We start from the raw sequence: 20,307 nt of genomic DNA, 5'->3' as shown, positions 1-20,307 counted from the left end.
AAGCGATCATTTTCCGGATCGCTCGTCGCCATCGCACCGCACATCGTTACAGAACCTTAGACAATCGGGATGATCCATGAACAACAAATACTTTGCACCCCACGGGGGGCACCCCGGACAAGACCAACTTCTGACTGACCGCGCCGTGTTCACCGAGGCCTATGCGGTGATCCCGAAAGGCACGATGCGCGATATCGTGACCAGCTTTCTGCCCTTCTGGACAGAGACCCGCCTCTGGGTGATCGCCCGGCCCATGAGTGGCTTTGCCGAGACCTTCTCGCAATACATCATGGAGGTGCAGCCCGGTGGCGGCTCGGACCGTCCCGAGACTTGTGCGCAGGCACAAGGTGTGCTGTTTGTGGTCGAGGGCACAGCAACGCTCAACGTGAACGGCACGACCTACACACTGACGCCAGGCGGCTATGCCTACCTGCCGCCGTCCAGCGGTTGGACCCTGCACAATCAAGGCCACGCGCCCTTGCGCTTTCACTGGATCCGCAAGGCCTATGAGGCCGTTGAGGGCCTTGATGTACCGGATGTTCTTGTTCTCAACGAAAATGACATCACGCCCACGCTGATGCCGGGGACCGATGGGAAATGGGCAACGACTCGGTTTGTCGATCCCGCCGACTTGCGCCACGACATGCATGTGACTGTGGTGACATTCGAACCGGGCGCGGTGATCCCCTTTCTGGAAACGCATGTGATGGAGCACGGACTCTATGTGCTCGAAGGCAAGGCGGTTTACCGGTTGAATACCGATTGGGTCGAGGTCGAGGCAGGCGATTTCATGTGGTTGCGCGCCTTTTGTCCGCAGGCATGCTATGCTGGTGGTCCAGGCCGCTTCCGCTATTTGCTCTACAAGGACGTGAACCGGCACATGCCGCTGCGTCCGCCCGGAGCCTTTCGCGACATCTGAGACACCTCAGGCAAAATAGCGTTTACACTGCCGCGCGATATACTCGACGAAAAGCCGCACCTTGGGATCCTGAAGCTTCTTGTGCGGATAAAGACAGCCAAAGATCGTCGGCATCGGCGGCGTGTCGGGGAGAACTTCGACCAGCCGGCCACTTTCCAGATGCTCACGGATATCAAATCGTGGTTTGTTCACGATCCCTCGACCCGCTAGCGCCCAATCGGTCAGAACGTCGCCGTCGTCGGCGTCATATTTGCCCTGGACGTCAAGCCTGCGCGCTCCCATATCCGTGCGCAATGTCCAGAAATACTCTGGCGACCTCGGGTATCGCAGCAAGAGACAGTTATGGCCGTGCATTAGGTCGTCCGGCGTCCTGGGTATGCCAGCCCGCGTCAGATAGCTTGGCGCGGCACAAAGCACACGATCACAATCAGCGAACTTGCGCAGTTTCATGGTGGATTCGCCGGGGTCTCCGACAAAGAACGCAACATCCTGACCGTCGGCAAGAATATCGACCTTGCGATCCGACAGCCGCATTCTAATCTCGGTTTCCGGATAGCGGTCGGTGAATTCCGGCACCAATGGCGCAACGATCCTGCGCCCGACTCCGAGCGGTGCGGTAATACGAATTGCGCCCCGGGGCACTTCAGAGAAGCTCGCCACGCGTGCCTCGGCATGGTCGAGCGCGAGCAGCACAGCTCTGGCTTCCTCGTAAAAGACCGTGCCCACCTCGGTTGGCATCATCGACCGGGTGGTCCTGTTGAAAAGCCGCACACCAAGGCGTTTCTCGAGTTCCTTCAGGCGCTTGCTGGCTACTGCCGGGGTCAGCCGCAGATCACGACCACCCGAGGTGATGCTGCCCAATTCCATGACCCTGACAAAGACCCGCAAGCTCTCTATATACGACATACACTTTCTCCAGCTCCGATCCAGCCTGCACCGTCGCGGCGCTTTTTTCAACGATTTGTTGAAAGTGTTTGCCGATTCCGGTGATTGTCGCGGCAAATCCTTGCTTCTATGGTGATCCATGTTCATCGGCCGCAAGGCCCGCTTAGTGGGAGGAGACCATGACGCATCGCACCGATGTCCGCTTTATTCTCAATGGTCACGACATGTGCGTGCCCAACGTAGAGGCGAGCCGGACACTGCTGGATTATTTGCGATTGGAGCGCCGCCTAACGGGCACCAAGGAGGGTTGTGCTGAAGGCGATTGCGGCGCCTGCACCGTCCTTGTCGGCCGTCTCGACGCGTCAGGCCTCAATTATGTGCCGGTTAACGCCTGCATTCGGTTTCTTGCCTCGGTCGATGGGTGTCACGTTGTCACGATCGAACATCTTGCCGGCCCGGATGGTCGCTTGCACCCGGTGCAACAGGCGATGGTCGAGCATCACGCAAGCCAATGCGGCTTCTGCACCCCCGGCTTCGTTATGTCTCTCTATGCGCTTTGGATGCAGGTGCCCGAGCCGACCGAAACGCAGATCGAAACCGCCCTGCAAGGCAACCTGTGCCGCTGCACAGGCTATCAGCCGATCATTCGCGCCGCCGCTGCGGTCAGCCGCTACGGTACGCCCACCTCGGATCATCTGAACACCGAGCGCGAGCACAATATTTCCCGCCTAACCGCGTTGAAAGACAACAGGCGCGTTGTCTCCGGGCCCGAGACCAATCTCAGTATCCTGCCGGCCAGCATTGATGATCTTGCCGATTGCTTGCTCGCCTACCCGGATGCGACTTTTGTGGCCGGTGCAACCGATGTGGGTCTCTGGGTCACGAAGTTTCTGCGCGTGATAGGGCCCGCCATTTTCACGGACCACCTCGAAGACCTGAAGACCGTCGAGAGAGTGGGAGCGCATCTCCTGATCGGTGCGGGCGCCAGCTATACCGAGTGTCGCGACCTTCTATCCGAGCATTTGCCGCACCTGTCGTCCTATTGGGATCGCATCGGCGGTTGGCAGGTGCGCAACATGGGCACGGTTGGCGGCAATATCGCGAACGGCTCGCCTATCGGGGATGCACCGCCGGTGCTGATGGCCCTCGGTGCAGAGATCATCCTGCGCCGGGGACCGGAGCGCCGCACGTTGCGGTTGCAGGACTTCTTCATCGACTATGGCAAGCAGGACCGCCAGCCGGGTGAGTTCATCGAAAGCATTCGCGTGCCTTTGCCCGGCCCGAACGATCTGAACGCGGCCTACAAGATTTCCAAGCGGCGTGACGAGGATATTTCTGCCGTGGCCGTCGGCATAAACATGACCGTGACAAACGGGACCATCCACAAGGCACGCATCGCCTTCGGCGGAATGGCCGCCACGCCCAGACGTGCCACAGCGGCAGAAACGGCTCTCGAAGGTCAGCCTTGGGTCCGCGAGAGTTTCGAAGCCGCCGCACAAGCCCTGACCCAGGATTTCTCGCCGCTGAGCGATTGGCGCGCCTCTGCGGCCTATCGGATGCTTTCGGCCCAGAACCTGCTGCGTCGGTTCTATCTGGAGCGCGCAGCCGCGACGGATGCCCCCGTGCGCCTCGCTATGACCTGACCCAGAGAAGGAGACGAGACTATGAAAGACGCCGTTTCACTCATTGGGGCCGTCCATACCGGTCGCATCCATGACAGCGCAACCAAACATGTAACGGGCAAGGCGGATTTCACCGATGATATCGCCCTGCCCGATGGTGCGCTTCATGCTTATCTCGGCGTCTCGGACGTGGCCCATGCCCGCCTGATCGGGATAGACCTGTCGCAAGTCCGTGCTGCGCCTGGTGTTGTCGGTGTGCTGACCGCTGCAGACATACCGGGTGCCAACGACATCAGCCCCACCAATCTCAACGATGAGCCGGTTTTCCCCACCGAAACCATTCAGTTCCACGGCCAGCCGCTCTTTGCCGTCATCGCCGAGACCCGCGATCTTGCCCGGCGCGCTGCCGAGCTGGCAAAGGTGGATCATGAACCGTTGCCACATGCGCTCGACCCAATTGCGGCGCAGGAGGCGGGGTATCCTTACGTCACCGCCCCCCTGACGCTGACGCGCGGTGCGGTGACCCCGGCACAGGACGCCGCACCGCACCGCATAAGGGGACGGATGCATGTTGGCGGACAGGATCACATGTATCTCGAAGGCCAGATCGCCTTTGCCATTCCCGGCGAGGATGATGACGTGATCGTGCATTGCTCGACCCAACACCCCTCGGAGGCGCAGCACATGGTGGCCCATGTGCTCGGTGTACCGTCCAACGCAGTTGTGGTGAACGTGCGCCGCATGGGTGGCGGATTCGGTGGCAAGGAAAGCCAGATGAACCTCTTTTGCGTTGTCGCCGCCTTGGCCGCAAAGAAGTGGAACCGCGCCGTCAAAATCCGTCCCGACCGCGATCAAGACATGACCGCGACGGGAAAGCGACATGATTTCGTGATCGATTATGATGTGGCCTTTGACGGGACAGGTCGGATTCTGGCCGTTGAAGGCGATTTTGCGGCGCGCTGCGGATTCTCGGCGGATCTCTCGGGGCCCGTGACGGACCGGGCGCTGTTTCATGCCGACAACGCCTATTTCTATCCGAATGTGCGCCTTCAGAGTCATCCAATGAAAACCAACACCGTGTCCAATACCGCATTCCGCGGTTTTGGTGGGCCGCAGGGCGTGATCGCTGCCGAACGGATGATCGAAGAGATCGCCTATGCCCTTGGTCAGGACCCTCTCGATATCCGCAAGGCGAATTTCTATGGCCCTGACGGCCGCGACGTCACGCCCTATCACCAGACGGTCGAAGACAACATCCTCGAGCGACTGGTCAGCGAATTGGAACAAGGCGCGGAGTATCGCCGGAGGCGGCAGGACATCCTCGCCTTCAACCGCACCTCTCCGGTCCTGAAAAAAGGCATCGCGCTCACTCCGGTCAAGTTCGGCATTTCCTTCACTGCGACCTGGTACAATCAGGCCGGTGCCCTCGTGCATGTCTACAATGATGGCTCGATCCACCTCAATCACGGTGGAACCGAGATGGGGCAGGGGCTCAACACCAAGGTCGCGCAAGTGGTTGCCGAGGCTTTTCAGGTCGATTTCGAACGGATCAAGATAACACGCACCACCACCGAGAAAGTACCCAACACCTCCGCCACGGCAGCGTCCAGCGGCTCGGACCTGAACGGAATGGCGGCCCTCGATGCGGTGGAACAGATCAAGGCCCGTCTTATCCACTTTGCTGCCGAGAAATGGGATGTGGCCGCCGATTCGGTGGTGTTCAAGCCGAACGAAGTGCATGTCGGGCGAGAGGTCATGAGCTTTGACGCCTTCATCCGGCAGGCTTATATGGCGCGAGTGCAGCTCTCGGCAGCCGGATTTTACAAGACGCCAAAGATCCACTGGGACCGCGCCAGGGGTCAGGGGCGGCCGTTCTATTATTTCGCCTATGGCGCGGCCTGTTCCGAGGTGGTTATCGACACCCTGACCGGCGAATACCGCGTCGAGCGGAGCGATATCTTGCACGATGTAGGCCTCTCGCTGAACCCGGCTCTCGACAAAGGGCAGGTTGAGGGCGCGTTCATTCAGGGCATGGGATGGCTCACCACAGAGGAATTGTGGTGGGATGATGCCGGGCGTTTGCGTACCCATGCGCCCTCGACCTATAAGATTCCGCTGGCGTCGGACCGGCCACGTATCTTCAACGTCAAGCTCGCCGATTGGTCCGAGAACCGAGAACTGACAATCAAGCGCTCCAAGGCCGTAGGAGAGCCGCCTTTCATGCTGGGGATCTCGGTGTTCGAGGCCCTGTCGATGGCGGTGGCCTCAGTGACAGACTATCGTGAGTGTCCGCGCCTTGATGCCCCGGCGACGCCCGAACGCATCCTGATGGCGGTCGCGCGCCTACAAGGGGGGTGCTAAGCCATGGCCGCTTCCGCCCCTTCGCTGCGTGCATTTTTCGCCGCTCACGTCTCGGTCATCCGGGTTGTTCTGACACGGGTGCGCGGCTCGTCCCCTCGGAATGAGGGAACCGAGATGTTTGTCGCCGCCAATGCACTCTGGGGCACCATTGGCGGCGGGCAGCTGGAGTTTCGCGCCATCGACGCGGCCCGCGCGATGCTGCGCGAAGATGTCCTGACCAAGGCACTCGATCTGCCTCTTGGTCCCGAGATCGGGCAATGTTGCGGCGGGCGTGTCGAGCTTGGGCTCAACCGCATGCGGCTCTCTGATAAGCGCGCCGCCGAGGAGCGGGTAACTCAGCGTGATGCAGCACTCCCACATGTCTATGTTTTGGGCGCCGGCCATGTCGGACGGGCGCTGGCCAACCAATTTCAGCACTTGCCGGTGCGCTGCCTGCTCATCGACACGCGCCCCGACGAGATAGCGCTCTGCACTGCAGCGGTGGAGATGCAAGTGAGTGTTCTGCCTGAAGCCGCGATTGCCACCGCGCCAGCGGGAAGCGCCTATATCGTTCTGACCCATGATCACGGCCTTGATTTCCTGCTGACAGCCGCAGCGCTGAGCCGGGGCGATGCAGCCTATATCGGCATGATCGGCTCAGCCAGCAAGCGCGCCAAGTTTGGGAAATGGGCGCAGCGGCAGTGTGACGGACAACCCATCGACGATCTGAATTGCCCCATCGGGGCACGCGGTAGCCGCGACAAGCGGCCCAGCGTCATCGCCGCCTTCGTGGTGGCCGAGGTGATGGCTGAATTGACCTCTGACACTGCCGCGATCGCCCCCGCCGGGGCCAAGGATGTGCCCCATTTGGGGCACAAGGACGACCGGGAGGGGAAATTGGCCTGACAGTCGTCAGGCTGGGCCGGTCCTATCAGAGGAGGAGACCGTCATGGACGGGAGGAGTTACAACTACAAGCTGTTCACGAGCAGCGATTTTAGTGCCTTCTGGGCACTTTTTACCGACAATCTCGTCAACCTGCTGATCCTGTCTGGGATCTGTCAGTTCGTGTTCCAGATGCCCGCAGAGATCGTCTTTGGACGGATCGTGCCCGGCGCGGCAATCGCCATTCTGGCCGGCGTTGCGGTGTACACCTGGCTCGCAAAATGGACGGCTCAGAAACAGCAAAAGGATGTCACCGCGCTGCCTTACGGCATCTCGACGCCGGTCATGTTCGTCTATCTCTTTGGCGTGATCGGGCCGATCTATTGGGCCACGCAGGATCCACTGCTGGCTTGGCAAGTCGGAATCGGGGCGGGCTTCATGGGAGGTATCGTTGCGGCAATGGGGGCCATTGTCGGCCCGTTTCTCAAGCGGATCACCCCACGTGCCGGAATGCTTGGCACGCTTTGCGGCATTGCGCTGGTGTTCATCGGCTCCGTGCCGCTGGCCGAGATTTTCGAGCATCCGGTGATCGGCTTTGCCGCGCTCTTGTTCATCCTCTGGGGGTTGATCGGGCGCTTTCGCTTGCCGGGCAACGTCCCCGCGGGTCTGGTGGCCATTGGTGTCGGCACCGTAATCGGGATTTTCTTGGGCGAGTCCCGCATTGACCTGAGCGGTGTGGGTTTTTACCCGCCTTTGCCCTATTTCGGCGACCTGATCGTCGGGGTACAGTATCTCTTCGCCAATCCCGAGTTGTTCCTCGTACTGATCCCGGTGCAGATCTACAATTTCATCGAGACGATGAACAACGTTGAATCCGCCGAAGCCGCCGGAGACAGCTATCCGGTTGGGCTCTGTCAGATCACAGATGGCGTGGGTACGATGATCGGTGCGGTGTTCGGCTCGCCGTTTCCGACCACGGTCTATATCGGCCATCCCGCGTACAAGCGTCTCGACGCCCATGCCGGGTATATCGTCGGCGTGGCCTTCGTCATTGGGGCTGCGGCGTTTCTTGGCTTTCTCTCTTTTCTCGCGGCGTTGATCCCGCTTGCTGCTGCCGCGCCTGTGCTGGTCTTTGTTTCGGTGAGCCTGATCACCAACACGGCCTGGGCGGTCAAGCCCATGCATATGGCGGCAGTGACCTTTGCAATCCTGCCGCATATTTCTGGCTTCCTGGTCGTGAAATGGGGCTCGCTCATGAACGCGCTGCGCAGCACCGGAGTCGAGGGCCTGCCCGCGCTGGGCGACGAGAACCTCACCGCCGCGATGCTCATGGAGGGGGCGCATTTCGAGGGTCATCTGGCGCTCAGCCAAGGGGCGATCATCACCGGTTTGGTCTGGGGGGCCATCGTGGCAGACGTGATTGATGCGCGCTTTCGGATGGCTGGAGCGTTTGCCATCGCGGCTGCGGCGCTCAGTTCTGTCGGGGTGATCCATTCTCACACCCTGCAAATGCCACAGCTTGACGGGATCACGACGGGCTATCTGATCATCGGCGCGTTCCTCTCCATCTACCCGGCGCTCGCGCCCAAAGAGGATTTGCTACATCGGATCATCGTCCCCGATGAGCCTGACATGATCGACCACGACACGCCAGCACGACAGGCGTGACCCAGAGCGGGGTGCGGCCGTTTGGCCGCCCCCATAACCTTCCTTCGCATAATGAGACCTGCCATGACAAAAACCTTGCTTCGCGGCCGCCTGTTGACCTTCCACCGCGCGCCGCAAAGCGCCGACGATGACCGGGCCTATACCTATCTCGAGGATGCGGGATTGCTGATTGAGGACGGCTTCATCAAGCAGATGGGCCAGTTCACCGAAGTGAGGGCACAGTCCGAGGGTGTGCCGGTGATAGATCACCGCCCGCATCTGATGATGGCTGGGTTCATTGACCTGCATATCCATTTTCCGCAGATTCAGGTGATCGCCTCTTGGGGTGCGCAACTTCTGGACTGGCTCAACAATTACACTTTCCCGGAAGAAACCCGTTTCGCCTCTGGCGCGCATAGCGATGCCATGGCGGCGGCGTTCTTTGACCAGGTGATCACCCATGGCACCACCACCGCTGTCGCCTTCTGCTCGGTGCACAAAACCTCGGCAGAGGCGTTCTTCGCCGAAGCCACGCGGCGCAACATGCGGATGCTTGGCGGCAAGGTTCTGATGGATCGCAATGCGCCTGACGGGCTGCGCGACACGCCGCAAAGCGGCTATGACGACAGCAAGGCGCTGATCACCGACTGGCATGGCAAGGGCCGGAATGGCTATGTGCTTTCACCGCGCTTCGCGATCACGTCGACGCCGGAGCAGATGGAGATGGCGCAGGTACTCGCGCGCGAAAATCCAGACTGCCATATTCAGACCCATCTTTCCGAGAACAAGGACGAAATCGCCTATACCGCACAGCTCTATCCAAACGCCCGCGACTATCTAGACGTGTATGGGTCGTTCGGCCTGCTCGGACCTAAGACGCTGCTTGGCCACGCGATCCACCTTGAGGAGCGCGAAATCGCATCCCTCGCAGAGACCGGGGCGCATCCGATCTTCTGTCCAACCTCGAACCTGTTTCTGGGCAGTGGGCTCTTTGACGATGCGGGACTCCGCGCGCGCGGAATCACGAACGGGATCGCCACCGATGTCGGTGCCGGGACCAGCTATTCCATGCTTCAGACTCTCAACGAAGGCTACAAGGTGTTGCAATTGCGGGGGCATGCGCTGCATCCACTTCAGGCCTTTCACTGGATCACCCGGGGCAATGCCTGCGTGCTCGGGCTGGAAGACAGGATTGGGACGCTGGAACCGGGAACAGAGGCAGATATCGTCGTGTTGAACGCACGAAGCACATCGGCCATGGCTCTGCGCATGGACCGCGCAGACACCCTTGCAGAGGAACTCTTCGTGTTACAGATGATGGGAGACGACCGCGCCGTCGAGGAGGTCTATATCGCCGGAGTTGCCGCCAAATCGGTTCTGGAAACCGCAGCCGAACAACGGCTGTCGCGCTGGCATCGAAGGCTTCCGCAGCATTCGCAAGGGACAGTTCGGGAACGTCAGACCTTGCCCTCGAACTCCTTGTGGACCAGCTTGGCATCACAATAGGGGCACTCGACAAACCCCGTCTCATGCGGGATTTGCAGCCAGACGCGGGGATGGCCCAGCGCGCCCTCACCCCCGTCGCAAGCGACACGATGACTGTCAACAATGCGGGTTTCCGGGGCTTGCGTGACCATCGAGGCGTTTCCTTTTGCCGTGCTTTCCACTAGGTCCGAATATGAGTGAACACGAGCCAAGGGGCAAGAGCAGCATGGCGGCAAATGCCATTGAAATCCGCGGACTGACAAAGATCTACGGCGGCAGTCGCAATAGCCCAGAGAAACTGGCTCTCAAGGGGATTGATCTCGATATCCCTCAGGGGTCTGTCTTTGGTCTCTTGGGGCCAAATGGTGCGGGCAAATCGACGCTGATCAACATTCTGGCAGGGCTTGTGGTCAAGACTGCCGGTCAGGTGACGATCTGGGGATTTGATCAGGACCGCAACCCCCGTCAGAGCCGCGCCTCTATTGGGGTGATGCCGCAGGAATTGAACCTTGATCCCTTCTTTACCCCGCGCGGCGCGCTCGAAGTGCAGGCGGGGCTTTACGGCGTCCCCCGCCGCGAGCGGCGCAGCGACGAGATTTTACGATTGGTTGGGCTGGAAGATAAGGCCGAAGCCTATGCCCGTACCCTCTCAGGCGGCATGCGCCGTCGGCTGCTTCTGGGCAAGGCGCTGGTGCATCATCCACATATTCTTGTTCTCGACGAACCAACCGCAGGCGTAGACATCGAACTGCGACAGATGTTGTGGGAGAATGTCCGGCAACTGAACCGGCAGGGAATGACGATCATCCTGACCACGCATTACCTCGAAGAGGCCGAGGAAATGTGTGACGAAATCGCCATTATCAATCTCGGAGAGGTGGTAGCACGCGACAGCACCGCCAATCTCTTGGGCAGGCTCGATCACAAAACGATGATCATTCAACCCGACAAGCCGCTTGCAACCCTGCCGCATGCTGAGGGTCTGACGGTCACGAAACGTGGCGATGGTGCGCTGGTGATCACCTATAAATCCGGTGCCACCTCCGCCGAAGAGGTGCTCGCTGCCGTTCATGCCGCCGGTATCAGCATTCGCGATGTGAAAACCGAACAGGCGGATCTACAGGATGTTTTCCTGGAGCTGACGCGGAGCCGCTAATCCTCCCTGCCCCAGCCTTCGGACTGCATTTCCCGCATTCGGCTGGCGGTGCGCTCGAACTCGAAGGAGCCTTCTCCCTCGATATAGAGATATTCCGGCACCGCCGCCGCCGAACAGATCAGCCGCACGCGAGCCTCATACAGAGAGTCGATCAATGTGACAAAGCGCTTGGCTTCGTTGAAATTGCTGCGCCCCATTTGCGGGATATTCTCTAGGATCAATACCCGCGTCGCCGCGGCCAAAGCCAGATAATCCGCCGGACCCAGAGGATTGCCGCAGAGATCATAGAATGTGGCCCGCGCCACGCCATTGTGAAACGCCGGAATTTCCACCGCCCGTTTGTTGACGATGATCGTATGTGGCCTGCCGCGCGCCCCTGTCAGATCCTGCCAAATCGTCTCTATCTCAGCCCGACTCTCTGAATTGATCGGGCTAAAGTAGCTTGGGCTGCCTGTCAGGCGATCTTGCCGGTAATCAGTGGGGCTGACCATTTCGTGAATGACCATCCGCTCTTTCAACAGGTCGATAAACGGTAGAAACAGCTGTCGGTTGAGCCCGTTTTTGTAAAGATCGTCGGGCAGGCGGTTTGAGGTTGTGACCACCACAACGCCTGCCGCAAACAGAGCCTCAAAGAGTCGCCCCACGATCATCGCATCGGTGATGTCAGTGATCTGCATTTCATCAAACGCCAATAGGCGGACCGATTTGGCAACATCAGCCGCCACCGGGGCCAGCGCATCCTGCTCATTCCGGGCCCGCGCAGCATGCAGTCCTGCATGGATTTCCTGCATGAAGGCGTGAAAATGCACGCGCCTGCTCGGCACCTCCAGCGTTTCAACAAAGAGGTCCATCAGCATGGATTTCCCACGCCCAACTCCGCCCCAGATATAGAGGCCCTTGGGTGGCTCTGCCGAACGGCGAAACCAGCCCTTCCTCGGCAACTCGGCCACGGCGACACGCATCCGCTCAAATTCGGGCAAAAGTGCCTCTTGCGCCGGATCACGGGTCAATGTGCCATCAGCCACGAGGCGGGCGTAGAGATCAGGCAGGGATTCCATCAACCTACCGTGCGATGCGGGCAAGCTTCTGCATCACGCCCACAAGCTCGGCACTGATCCCCGGCTCTGACAGGGCATGCCCCGCCACCGGGATCATCCGCAAATCAGACTTTGGCCAGCGCTCGGCCAATCTATGCGCCGTCACAGGCGGACAGATCATATCATAGCGCCCCTGCACGATCGTGCCGGGAATGTGTCCTATCCGACCCATCCGGTCTAGGATCTGCCCATCGTAATCCAGAAATCCGCGATGCGTGAAATAGTGATTCTCGAGCCGGGCAAAGGCGCGCGCATAATCGGCGGGGCTGTCACCACCGACGCCTGTAGAATGCACAGTTGCCAAGGCGTTCTCCCATGCGGACCATGCCTTGGCAAAAGCGACCTCTTCACTGAGATTACCAGAAAAAAGACGCCGATGATATGCGGCGATCAGGTCATCCCGTTCCTCTTCCGGGATCAACTCCACGAACCGCGCCCAGGTTTCAGGCCAGAATGATCCGGCACCGCCCCCGTAAAACCAGTGCAATTCAGCCTCGGTCATTGTGAACACACCGCGCAGAACCAGATGCAAGACCCGATCAGGATGGCTCTGCCCATAGATAAGGGCCAGCGTCGCCCCCCAACTTCCGCCAAAGACAATCCATCGCTCGATACCGAGCTTCGCGCGAATATGCTCTATATCGGCCACCAGATGCCAGGTTGTATTTGCCTCGACACTGGCATGCGGGCGCGACCGACCACAGCCGCGTTGATCGAACAGGATGATCCGATAGACCGCCGGATCAAAGTAACGCCGCATCGCCGGGCTGCACCCGCCCCCCGGCCCACCATGCAGCACGATCACCGGAAGGCCATCGGGGCGGCCCGATTGCTCCATATAGACGCTGTGCCCATCTCCCACATCCAGCATTTGCCGGTCAAAGGGCTCGACCGGGGGATGAAGATATTGCACTGCGCTCTTTTGGCCTGAGAATTTGTCCATGGATGTCCTATATAAGCCGCGAGACCAAAAGAGCATATGGAGAGCAGAATGCAAGCCGCTCAGAGCACGATTGATCCCACCGAGGTTGCCAAGTTCGAGGCGATGGCCGCTGAATGGTGGGACCCGAACGGGAAATTCAAGCCCCTGCACATGCTCAACCCCTGTCGCCTAGATTATATCACCGCCCAGATCGCGGCGGAATTCGAACGTGACTTGCGCGACAAGGCACCCTTCGCCGGGCTACGCCTGCTCGATATTGGCTGCGGTGGCGGCCTCTTGAGCGAGCCGATGGCACGTCTGGGCGCCACCGTGGTCGGCGCCGATGCCGCCCCCCGCAACATTCCCGTCGCCCAGGTCCATGCCGCGCAATCCGGCCTCGACATCGACTATCGCCACACCACGGCCGAGGATCTGGCAGCGGCGGGCGAACAATTCGACACCGTGCTGAACATGGAAGTGGTCGAGCATGTGGCCGATCCGCAGACCTATCTAACGGCCTGCCAGCAGCTTTTAAAGCCGGGCGGGCTGCATATCTGCTCGACCATCAACCGCAACCCCAAAAGCTATGCCATGGCCATCGTTGGGGCCGAATATATTATGCGCTGGCTGCCCAAGGGCACCCATGATTGGACCAAGTTCATCACCCCGGACGAGCTTTTCGATCTCTTGCGCAACGCCGGATTGGAGCCGGTGGACCGCAAGGGCTTCGTGTTCAACCCGATCACTTGGGGCTGGCGTCTCTCGGACAGGGATATGAGCGTCAACTACGTGACCGCGAGCGTCAAGCCCGGTTGATCAGGTTCCTGGCGGCTCCAGCCGCGCCCGCAATTCGCGCAACACCGGCAGGCTGGCGCGCACGCGGTCCTCGCCCAGATCGCGAATCAGGTCTGACACCATCGGGGTGATCGCCGCCATGGCGGCATCGCGCGCCTGACGGCCCGAGGGGCTGATCGCCACCATCTTGCGCCGCGCATCGTCCCAATCGGGGCGGATATGCACATACCCCGCCCATTCCAGTTTAGACAGCGTGTTGGTCATCGCCCCACGCGTCACATGAAAGCTTTTAGCCAACTGCGCCGGGCTGCGCTCGTCGCCAATCCGTGCCAGATGGTTGAGCACCGAGAAATGCGAAATTTCCATGCCCTTGGGCAAAACCCGCGTCAGCCGATTTCGAATCAACTGCTCATTCGTGAGAATCTCGCTAAAGAGCGCCACGGCGAGGGAATTGCTGGTCGTGTCAGTCATTCAGGGCCCGTCAAACGCTCGATCATGGCGCAGCGAAGGCACGCGCCTGCGCGCTTGTGCCACCGCATCGGGGTCAAGATCAACCATCACGATGCTCGGCTCCGTGCCGCCATCGGCCAAAACCTCACCCCAAGGGGCTACAACCAGACTATGACCATGGGTCTGACGCGTTCGGCCGCTTGTAGCGGCATGTGTGCCGGTTTGCGCCGGGGCCAGCACGAAACACCCGGTTTCAATTGCGCGGGCGCGCAACAGCACCTCCCAATGCGCGGCCCCGGTGACATGGGAAAACGCCGCTGGAACCGTGAGAATAGTCGCGCCCGCCTGTGCCAAACGGCGATGCAGGTGCGGAAAGCGAATGTCGTAACAGATCGTCAGGCCCAGCTTGCCCAGCCGCATATCGGCCAGAACCGCGCGGTCACCGGGGCGGAACCCATCCGATTCGCGATAGGTCTCCTCGGGGCTGACATCCACATCGAACATGTGAATCTTGTCATAGCGCGCGACAATGCCGCCGTCCGGTCCGATCAGAAAGGAGCGGTTGGCAAAGCGCCCATCAGGATCGTCGGTCTTGAGCGCGAGGGACCCAATCAAGAGCCAGACACCGGCCTCAGCCGCGCGCGAGCGGAGGACCGCCAGCGTCGGATCGCTCTCTTCCGGATGCAGCACGGATTTCTGATGCGCGCGGCTGCCCGAGACACAATTCGTGACCTCTGGCGTCAGAATAAATGTGGCACCATCCGCAATTGCCGCATCCATCATCGCCCGCGTGATCGCCAGATTTGCCTCTGGATCATCGCTGCTGTTGAGCTGAAGAAGGGCCGTGCGCATCATCCTCACCCGCGCAGAAGCACATCAAGCTTGCCCGCCTGATCCAGCGCATAGAGCTCATCACAGCCCCCGACATGGGTGCTGCCAATGAAGATCTGCGGCACGGTATGCCGCCCGTTTGCCCGTTTCAACATCTCGGATTTGCGCGCAGGCTGAGCCAAAACATTGATCTCAGAAAAGTTCACGCCCTTCTTTTGCAAGAGGCGTTTGGCAGAATGACAAAAGCCGCAGAGCGGCGACGTGTAGATTTCGACTGGTTGCATGGTTGGGTATCCCGTTTCGCTTTGTCGCGAACTTAGGCATCCTTGGCCGCGCGCGCCAGTGTCAGAATGCTCACTTCCCCGGCACCTGCGGAAAAACAGGCCTGTGCAGCGACGGAGAGCGTCGCGCCAGAGGTCATCACATCGTCAACAATCAGAATGAAACGACCTGCCATTCGCGCCCGATGTCTTGGATGCACGCGGATCACATCCGCGAGCATGGCATGCCGCGCCTCGACGCTCATTCCTTTGAGGGTTTGCGTGCGCTTGGGACGAATCAACAGATCAGGACAACAGGACAACCCGGTCTCACGCGCGACGGCCTGCGCGAGCAGCGCGGATTGATTGAACCGCCGCGACAGCATCCGCATCCAATGTAGCGGTATGGGCGCAATCAGCGTATCGGGTCGTAACAGGGGCTGCGCTGCCCGCGCCATCCATTTTGCCGCCGGACGTACCACGTCGTGCCGGTCTCCATGTTTGAGCATCAAGACCAGTTTACGCCCATTCTCGTGATAGCGCATCGCCGCGCGGCCCTGTGACCATGGTCGCGCGATGCGCAGACACTCGTCGCAATGCTCGGCTCCTGCATGCACCTCACCGGGCAGAGGCACACCGCAGGTGTCGCAGACAAGACCAGAAATAAACGGCGTATCGCGCCAGCACGGACCGCAAAGGCCAAAGTCGCTCTCCACCACCGCCCCGCAGAGCGTACAGCGCGGCGGATAGATCATGTGAACCGCCGTTTGAAAAGCCGCTGTCAGCACTCTATTCTCGTCCTCATGACCCAAACGCCCCTGACCGACCGCACCGCCCTGAACAAGAACCGCCAGCGCGCTCTGTGCGCGCCGGTTCTGTTCCTGCATGAGATCGCCGCCGCTGAGGTCGAGGATCGCCTGAGTGTGGTTAACAAATCCTTTACCGCGCCCGCCGTGGTGACGGGTTTTCCGCAATTCTGGCACTCCCGTATGCCAGAAGCGCACATCGTATCCGATGACGAGGTGCTGACACTTGACCCCGGCGCGCATGATCTGGTCGTTCACGCGCTCTGCCTGCACTGGGCGAATGACCCCGTGGGCCAACTCATTCAGGCTCGACGCGCCTTGCGCCCTGATGGCCTGCTCCTCGTGGCGCTCTTTGGCGGTGCCACGCTCAGCGAATTGCGCAGCGCACTGGCACAGGCTGAGGCAGAGATCAGCGGCGGCCTCTCGCCCCGCGTCCTGCCCATGGCCGAGATTCGCGATCTGGGCGGACTGATGCAGCGCGCAGGCCTCACCCTGCCGGTGGCCGATACCCTGCCCCTCACCACCAGCTACGCCAACCCTATGGCTCTCATGCGCGAACTCAGAGGCATGGGTGAGAGCAACGCAATGAGCGCACGACGCAAGACGCTCTCGCGCCGCAACGTGCTGCTCCGTGCCTGCGACATATATGCACAAGCCTTTGGCACGGCCGACGGGCGCATCCCCGCCACCTTCGAGATGATTTTCCTCACAGGTTGGGCCCCAGACGCCAGTCAGCCCCAACCCTTGCGCCCCGGATCAGCCAGCGCGCGGCTGGCGGATGCGCTGGGCGCGGTCGAGAGACCCCTGAAAGATTGACCTTTCAAGCACAGCCTATATGTCACCTCTGACTAAGAGGTTACAGGAATGACCCACGCCATGCTCGATGCCAGCCAAAATGCCGCCCGCCCCGAACAAGCCGCTGCCGATCACCCCAAGGTGCCGCGCGCGAAAACCGGCGTGCTCCTGGCCAATCTTGGCACGCCCGATCATTACACCTACTGGCCGATGCGCCGCTACCTCAACGAATTCCTGTCCGACCGCCGGGTGATCGACTATAGCCCGTGGAAATGGCAGCCACTCCTGCAGCTCATCATCCTGACCAAGCGGCCCTTTACCAGCGGGCATGCCTACAAATCCATCTGGAATGAGGAAAAGGGCGAAAGCCCCCTGATGACCATCACCCGCGACCAGACCGCCAAGATGGCAGCGTCGATGCAAGAGCGCTATGGCGATCAGGTCATGGTCGATTTCTGCATGCGCTACGGCAATCCCTCGACCAAATCCAAGGTACGCCAGATGGTCGAGGCGGGCTGCACCCGCATCCTCTTCTTCCCGCTCTATCCGCATTACGCCGGTGCCACGTCCGCCACCGCGAATGACCAGTTCTTTCGCGCTCTGATGGATGAGACATGGCAGCCCATCGCCCGCGTGGTCGAGCCCTATTTCCAGAACCCGCTTTATATCGAGGCGCTCGCGCAATCGGTCGAGCGCGCCTATGCCGCGGCCGAACAGCGCCCTGAAATCCTTGTCGTGTCCTATCACGGCATGCCGAAACGCTATCTGATGCAGGGCGACCCCTACCATTGTCAGTGCCAGAAAACCACGCGCCTGCTCAAGGAGCGGCTCGGCTGGACCGACACCGAAATAACGACCACATTCCAATCGGTCTTTGGCCCCGAGGAATGGCTCAAGCCCTATACTGTGGATGAGGTCGCGCGACTGGCCCGCGAAGACGGCAAGAAACGCATCGCCGTCATGGCCCCCGCCTTTTCCGCCGATTGCATTGAAACGCTGGAAGAGATCAACGAGGAAATTCGCGAAAGTTTCGAAGAGGCCGGCGGCGAGAAATTCACCTATATCCCCTGCCTCAATGATGACGACGCCCATATCCGGGCTCTGTCGTCGATCGTCGAGTCGAACCTGAAGGGCTGGCTCGACTGATAACGCCGCGTCCTGCAAACAAAAAAGGCAGCGGTTTCCCACTGCCTCTTTCATGTAGTGCAGGTGCCGGATTAGTCAGCAGCGATAACCGCAGCAACAATTGCCAGCAGAACCAGCGGAACCCACACGCCAGCGGCGGACGAGCTTGCATTGGTTTCTTCAACAACAACCGGTGCCTCAATGACGGGCTCGGACAGGTTACCTGCAAAAGCGGTCGAAGCGGCAGCGCTCAGGGCAGCCGCGAGAACGAGTTTCTTCATGATTATCCTCCAGATATTGGCCTGACGTTGCATAGCGCAACGGCAAGCACCCAAGACTTAACCTCGTAGATTTTTCTAATCAGCAAACATGGTCAAATGCAAATGTATCTTGCGGAGGATACTGCAAGAAGCCCTTAAATCTCGTCAAATTAGCAACACTTGCGTGCCAACTTTGGTCAAACTGAACAACTCGGCGATGTGTTCATTGTAGAGACCCACACAGCCATTAGATGACCTGCGCCCGATTTTGCGAGTGTCATGCGTGCCATGGATGCGGTAATAGGTCCAGCTGAGGTAAAGGGCGTGGGTTCCCAACGGGTTATCTGGTCCCGGCGGCACAAACGCAGGCCATTCCGGATTGCGCTGGAGCATGGATGGCGTCGGACGCCAACTTGGCCCCTCGACTTTGCGAACCACTGCGGTCCGGCCGCGCCGTGTCAAATCTTCCGTCAGCGGTACGGATGAGGGATAAAGCTTGTAGACCGATTGATCCGCACTCCAGAAATGCACAGCGCGCGAATCGATATCGACCAGAATCGCACCATTGTTGAGACTCGAGAAATACGGTCGCCAATCGAGCATCCTGAAGCCCGAAATATTGCGACGTTGCGTTTGCTCGATATCGCGCTCCATCTCGACAGTACCGTCACTATCAACGCTCTGCGCGAGGGCTGGCGCACCCATCAATGCTGCGGCACCCGTCAGAAACGTACGCCGATTCCAAGAAATGCGAGAGTTTGAGGCCATTTGCGTATCTCCACCCGGTCATAGCAGTCATCGACTCAATATATGGCGCGAAGGACGCAGTCGCAAATCAAACAACACCCCTAAGGCAATCTAGCGCGCATGTGGGTTTGAATCGCAACGCAAGCCGGGCTAAAGCGAATGTTGAAACAAATATCAGGTGGTTCTCGATCATGGCGCGTCTCTATATTCTACTGGTGTCGGCTCTTTTGGCTCTTTCGGCCTGCGCCGCGCCTCCGGCACCGCCGCAAATAGGCTCTGACGGAAAGCCGCTGCCGCGGGTCTACCGAATCAGCGCCGGCCAAACCTCTGAAATTCAGTTCCGCATGCTCGATTCGGTGAATTCCCTGCGTCAGGCCTCGGGCCAACCGCCTCTCACACTCGATTCGTCCCTCACCGCTGCCGCCGCGACTCATTCCCGCGACATGTCAGTCCAGAACCGGCCATGGCATTTCGGCTCTGACGGATCGTCGCCGATCGACCGTATTCGCCGCGTCGGCTATTCTGGAAATCTGGTGGGCGAAACCATATCGGAAACCTACGAGACCGAACTTCAGACCCTCGCCGCATGGATGGAAGAAGAGGGAACGCGCCGCGTGATCCTGTCCCCCGACGCGCGCAAGATGGGGTTCTCATGGCTTCAGGAACGGGGCGGCAAGATTTGGTGGACGATGATTTTGGGAAGCTGATCACGCAGTCAGCGTGATCGGCGTCCCGTCGCGAACCATTGCATAGACATCTTCCATCTCTCGGTTCTTGACCGAGATACAGCCTGCTGTCCAATCCCGGCTGAGAACGGCAAGAGCATTCGGTTCGCCGTGGATAAAGATATCCCCACCCGGCGTTTCGCCCATCGCTTCGGCATAGGCAATATCCGCCTCGTTCGGATAGGAAATCCCCAGCGACAGATGGAACGAGCTGTTCGGGTTGCGTCGGTCGATGAAATACTCGCCCTCGGGCGTGCGGCCATCACCCTCGAATTGTTTGTGTCCCGCAGGGGCAAACCCAAGATCGACCTTGTATCGCTTGAGGAGCTTGTTGTGATGCAACAGATACATCTCGCGCTCACCCTTGTTGACGATGACTCGCGTCACCTCAGGGCCACGGTAGCTCCGGAATTTGGAATTTGTGCCGCAGGCGGACAGAGCACATAGCCCCGCCATCACCACAAAGCGCCTCTTCAGTTTCATTGTTTTTGATCCGCTTACTGCTCGCGACTCTTTTACCTCAAACCAATGCCCTTGCGGTAGAGAATTTTCACGAT

22 protein-coding genes are annotated in these 20,307 nt (G+C 59.8%); 11 read left to right on the top strand and 11 right to left on the bottom strand.

The annotated features are described in order from the left end of the window. The first annotated feature begins 76 nt into the window (after positions 1–76). Positions 77–919: a bifunctional allantoicase/(S)-ureidoglycine aminohydrolase gene (locus tag VR71_RS16880; RefSeq protein WP_045685859.1), complete on the top strand. Its 843-nt coding sequence runs from the start codon at positions 77–79 to the stop codon at positions 917–919. Between the two features lie 6 nt (positions 920–925). Here VR71_RS16880 and VR71_RS16875 read toward each other — a convergent pair whose 3' ends face one another. Then, positions 926–1,825, bottom strand: a complete 900-nt coding sequence (locus VR71_RS16875) for a LysR family transcriptional regulator (protein WP_040650390.1) — start codon at positions 1,823–1,825, stop codon at positions 926–928. Positions 1,826–1,983: 158 nt separating this feature from the next. Here VR71_RS16875 and xdhA point away from each other — a divergent pair, with 158 nt between their 5' ends. From xdhA to guaD, 5 genes are all read left to right on the top strand, one after another. Further along, on the top strand, positions 1,984–3,447 hold the full coding sequence (gene xdhA, locus VR71_RS16870) for a xanthine dehydrogenase small subunit (RefSeq protein WP_045685858.1): 1,464 nt from the start codon (positions 1,984–1,986) through the stop codon (positions 3,445–3,447). A gap of 21 nt (positions 3,448–3,468) precedes the next feature. Then, complete coding sequence (gene xdhB / locus VR71_RS16865; protein ID WP_045685857.1) at positions 3,469–5,787, top strand: xanthine dehydrogenase molybdopterin binding subunit; 2,319 nt, start codon at positions 3,469–3,471, stop codon at positions 5,785–5,787. Positions 5,788–5,790: 3 nt separating this feature from the next. After that, positions 5,791–6,672 (top strand): xanthine dehydrogenase accessory protein XdhC, encoded by an 882-nt coding sequence (gene xdhC / locus VR71_RS16860; protein WP_045685856.1) that lies wholly within the window; start codon positions 5,791–5,793, stop codon positions 6,670–6,672. A gap of 43 nt (positions 6,673–6,715) precedes the next feature. Next, complete coding sequence (locus VR71_RS16855; protein WP_045685855.1) at positions 6,716–8,317, top strand: hypothetical protein; 1,602 nt, start codon at positions 6,716–6,718, stop codon at positions 8,315–8,317. Between the two features lie 63 nt (positions 8,318–8,380). Further along, positions 8,381–9,802 carry a guanine deaminase gene (guaD, locus tag VR71_RS16850; protein ID WP_045685854.1) on the top strand — a complete coding sequence of 474 codons (1,422 nt, stop codon included), beginning with the start codon at positions 8,381–8,383 and terminating at the stop codon, positions 9,800–9,802. On the opposite strand, the gene VR71_RS16845 is transcribed toward guaD, so the two are convergent. Continuing rightward, positions 9,754–9,933, bottom strand: coding sequence for a zinc-finger domain-containing protein (locus VR71_RS16845; protein WP_045685853.1), 180 nt, complete (start codon positions 9,931–9,933; stop codon positions 9,754–9,756). The genes guaD and VR71_RS16845 overlap by 49 nt on opposite strands. A 74-nt stretch (positions 9,934–10,007) precedes the next feature. On the opposite strand from VR71_RS16845, the gene VR71_RS16840 reads away from it, so the two are divergent. Continuing rightward, positions 10,008–10,937: an ABC transporter ATP-binding protein gene (locus VR71_RS16840; RefSeq protein WP_009816818.1), complete on the top strand. Its 930-nt coding sequence runs from the start codon at positions 10,008–10,010 to the stop codon at positions 10,935–10,937. Here the strand turns inward: VR71_RS16840 and zapE are convergent. Both zapE and pip read right to left on the bottom strand, forming a co-directional pair. After that, a complete protein-coding gene (gene zapE, locus VR71_RS16835) occupies positions 10,934–11,995 on the bottom strand; it encodes a cell division protein ZapE (RefSeq protein ID WP_045685852.1) in 1,062 nt (353 codons plus the stop codon). The two genes, VR71_RS16840 and zapE, sit on opposite strands and share 4 nt — an antisense overlap. A gap of 4 nt (positions 11,996–11,999) precedes the next feature. Then, positions 12,000–12,977: a prolyl aminopeptidase gene (pip, locus tag VR71_RS16830; RefSeq protein ID WP_009816816.1), complete on the bottom strand. Its 978-nt coding sequence runs from the start codon at positions 12,975–12,977 to the stop codon at positions 12,000–12,002. A 48-nt stretch (positions 12,978–13,025) separates the two neighbouring features. Here pip and ubiG point away from each other — a divergent pair, with 48 nt between their 5' ends. After that, a complete protein-coding gene (ubiG, locus tag VR71_RS16825; RefSeq protein ID WP_045685851.1) occupies positions 13,026–13,772 on the top strand; it encodes a bifunctional 2-polyprenyl-6-hydroxyphenol methylase/3-demethylubiquinol 3-O-methyltransferase UbiG in 747 nt (248 codons plus the stop codon). Here ubiG and VR71_RS16820 read toward each other — a convergent pair whose 3' ends face one another. From VR71_RS16820 to VR71_RS16805, 4 genes are read right to left on the bottom strand one after another with little or no spacing between them, the layout of a single operon-like run. After that, entirely contained in the window at positions 13,773–14,222 is a 450-nt protein-coding gene (locus tag VR71_RS16820; protein ID WP_009816814.1) for a MarR family transcriptional regulator, read from the bottom strand. Further along, the gene (locus tag VR71_RS16815; RefSeq protein ID WP_045685920.1) at positions 14,223–15,053 is read right to left on the bottom strand and encodes a carbon-nitrogen hydrolase family protein; all 831 of its coding nucleotides are present in this window, start codon (positions 15,051–15,053) and stop codon (positions 14,223–14,225) included. Between the two features lie 5 nt (positions 15,054–15,058). Then, positions 15,059–15,316: a glutaredoxin 3 gene (gene grxC / locus VR71_RS16810; RefSeq protein ID WP_009816812.1), complete on the bottom strand. Its 258-nt coding sequence runs from the start codon at positions 15,314–15,316 to the stop codon at positions 15,059–15,061. A 32-nt stretch (positions 15,317–15,348) separates the two neighbouring features. Then, on the bottom strand, positions 15,349–16,047 hold the full coding sequence (locus tag VR71_RS16805) for a ComF family protein (protein ID WP_045685850.1): 699 nt from the start codon (positions 16,045–16,047) through the stop codon (positions 15,349–15,351). A gap of 48 nt (positions 16,048–16,095) precedes the next feature. On the opposite strand from VR71_RS16805, the gene VR71_RS16800 reads away from it, so the two are divergent. Beyond that, on the top strand, positions 16,096–16,914 hold the full coding sequence (locus tag VR71_RS16800; protein WP_045685849.1) for a methyltransferase domain-containing protein: 819 nt from the start codon (positions 16,096–16,098) through the stop codon (positions 16,912–16,914). Between the two features lie 60 nt (positions 16,915–16,974). Next, a complete protein-coding gene (gene hemH / locus VR71_RS16795; protein WP_045685919.1) occupies positions 16,975–18,039 on the top strand; it encodes a ferrochelatase in 1,065 nt (354 codons plus the stop codon). A gap of 71 nt (positions 18,040–18,110) precedes the next feature. Here hemH and VR71_RS16790 read toward each other — a convergent pair whose 3' ends face one another. After that, positions 18,111–18,299 carry a hypothetical protein gene (locus VR71_RS16790; protein ID WP_037247631.1) on the bottom strand — a complete coding sequence of 63 codons (189 nt, stop codon included), beginning with the start codon at positions 18,297–18,299 and terminating at the stop codon, positions 18,111–18,113. A gap of 144 nt (positions 18,300–18,443) precedes the next feature. Continuing rightward, positions 18,444–19,046: a L,D-transpeptidase gene (locus tag VR71_RS16785; RefSeq protein WP_040650386.1), complete on the bottom strand. Its 603-nt coding sequence runs from the start codon at positions 19,044–19,046 to the stop codon at positions 18,444–18,446. A gap of 170 nt (positions 19,047–19,216) precedes the next feature. Here VR71_RS16785 and VR71_RS16780 point away from each other — a divergent pair, with 170 nt between their 5' ends. After that, a complete protein-coding gene (locus VR71_RS16780) occupies positions 19,217–19,732 on the top strand; it encodes a CAP domain-containing protein (RefSeq protein WP_009816806.1) in 516 nt (171 codons plus the stop codon). Here VR71_RS16780 and VR71_RS16775 read toward each other — a convergent pair whose 3' ends face one another. After that, the gene (locus tag VR71_RS16775; protein WP_296430511.1) at positions 19,733–20,233 is read right to left on the bottom strand and encodes a L,D-transpeptidase family protein; all 501 of its coding nucleotides are present in this window, start codon (positions 20,231–20,233) and stop codon (positions 19,733–19,735) included. Positions 20,234–20,307 lie beyond the last annotated feature (74 nt).

The organism is Roseovarius sp. BRH_c41 (assembly GCF_000961715.1).
In the GTDB taxonomy this organism is placed as follows: Bacteria; Pseudomonadota; Alphaproteobacteria; order Rhodobacterales; family Rhodobacteraceae; genus Roseovarius.
This window is presented reverse-complemented; position numbering and strand designations above follow the sequence as displayed.

Bases quoted from the DNA above. Each gene is read 5' to 3' on its own strand.
- VR71_RS16880 (WP_045685859.1), top strand. From the start codon at position 77: ATGAACAACAAATACTTTGCACCCCACGGGGGGCACCCCGGACAAGAC.
- VR71_RS16875 (WP_040650390.1), bottom strand. From the start codon at position 1,825: ATGTCGTATATAGAGAGCTTGCGGGTCTTTGTCAGGGTCATGGAATTG.
- xdhA (WP_045685858.1), top strand. From the start codon at position 1,984: ATGACGCATCGCACCGATGTCCGCTTTATTCTCAATGGTCACGACATG.
- xdhB (WP_045685857.1), top strand. From the start codon at position 3,469: ATGAAAGACGCCGTTTCACTCATTGGGGCCGTCCATACCGGTCGCATC.
- xdhC (WP_045685856.1), top strand. From the start codon at position 5,791: ATGGCCGCTTCCGCCCCTTCGCTGCGTGCATTTTTCGCCGCTCACGTC.
- VR71_RS16855 (WP_045685855.1), top strand. From the start codon at position 6,716: ATGGACGGGAGGAGTTACAACTACAAGCTGTTCACGAGCAGCGATTTT.
- guaD (WP_045685854.1), top strand. From the start codon at position 8,381: ATGACAAAAACCTTGCTTCGCGGCCGCCTGTTGACCTTCCACCGCGCG.
- VR71_RS16845 (WP_045685853.1), bottom strand. From the start codon at position 9,933: ATGGTCACGCAAGCCCCGGAAACCCGCATTGTTGACAGTCATCGTGTC.
- VR71_RS16840 (WP_009816818.1), top strand. From the start codon at position 10,008: ATGGCGGCAAATGCCATTGAAATCCGCGGACTGACAAAGATCTACGGC.
- zapE (WP_045685852.1), bottom strand. From the start codon at position 11,995: ATGGAATCCCTGCCTGATCTCTACGCCCGCCTCGTGGCTGATGGCACA.
- pip (WP_009816816.1), bottom strand. From the start codon at position 12,977: ATGGACAAATTCTCAGGCCAAAAGAGCGCAGTGCAATATCTTCATCCC.
- ubiG (WP_045685851.1), top strand. From the start codon at position 13,026: ATGCAAGCCGCTCAGAGCACGATTGATCCCACCGAGGTTGCCAAGTTC.
- VR71_RS16820 (WP_009816814.1), bottom strand. From the start codon at position 14,222: ATGACTGACACGACCAGCAATTCCCTCGCCGTGGCGCTCTTTAGCGAG.
- VR71_RS16815 (WP_045685920.1), bottom strand. From the start codon at position 15,053: ATGCGCACGGCCCTTCTTCAGCTCAACAGCAGCGATGATCCAGAGGCA.
- grxC (WP_009816812.1), bottom strand. From the start codon at position 15,316: ATGCAACCAGTCGAAATCTACACGTCGCCGCTCTGCGGCTTTTGTCAT.
- VR71_RS16805 (WP_045685850.1), bottom strand. From the start codon at position 16,047: ATGATCTATCCGCCGCGCTGTACGCTCTGCGGGGCGGTGGTGGAGAGC.
- VR71_RS16800 (WP_045685849.1), top strand. From the start codon at position 16,096: ATGACCCAAACGCCCCTGACCGACCGCACCGCCCTGAACAAGAACCGC.
- hemH (WP_045685919.1), top strand. From the start codon at position 16,975: ATGCTCGATGCCAGCCAAAATGCCGCCCGCCCCGAACAAGCCGCTGCC.
- VR71_RS16790 (WP_037247631.1), bottom strand. From the start codon at position 18,299: ATGAAGAAACTCGTTCTCGCGGCTGCCCTGAGCGCTGCCGCTTCGACC.
- VR71_RS16785 (WP_040650386.1), bottom strand. From the start codon at position 19,046: ATGGCCTCAAACTCTCGCATTTCTTGGAATCGGCGTACGTTTCTGACG.
- VR71_RS16780 (WP_009816806.1), top strand. From the start codon at position 19,217: ATGGCGCGTCTCTATATTCTACTGGTGTCGGCTCTTTTGGCTCTTTCG.
- VR71_RS16775 (WP_296430511.1), bottom strand. From the start codon at position 20,233: ATGAAACTGAAGAGGCGCTTTGTGGTGATGGCGGGGCTATGTGCTCTG.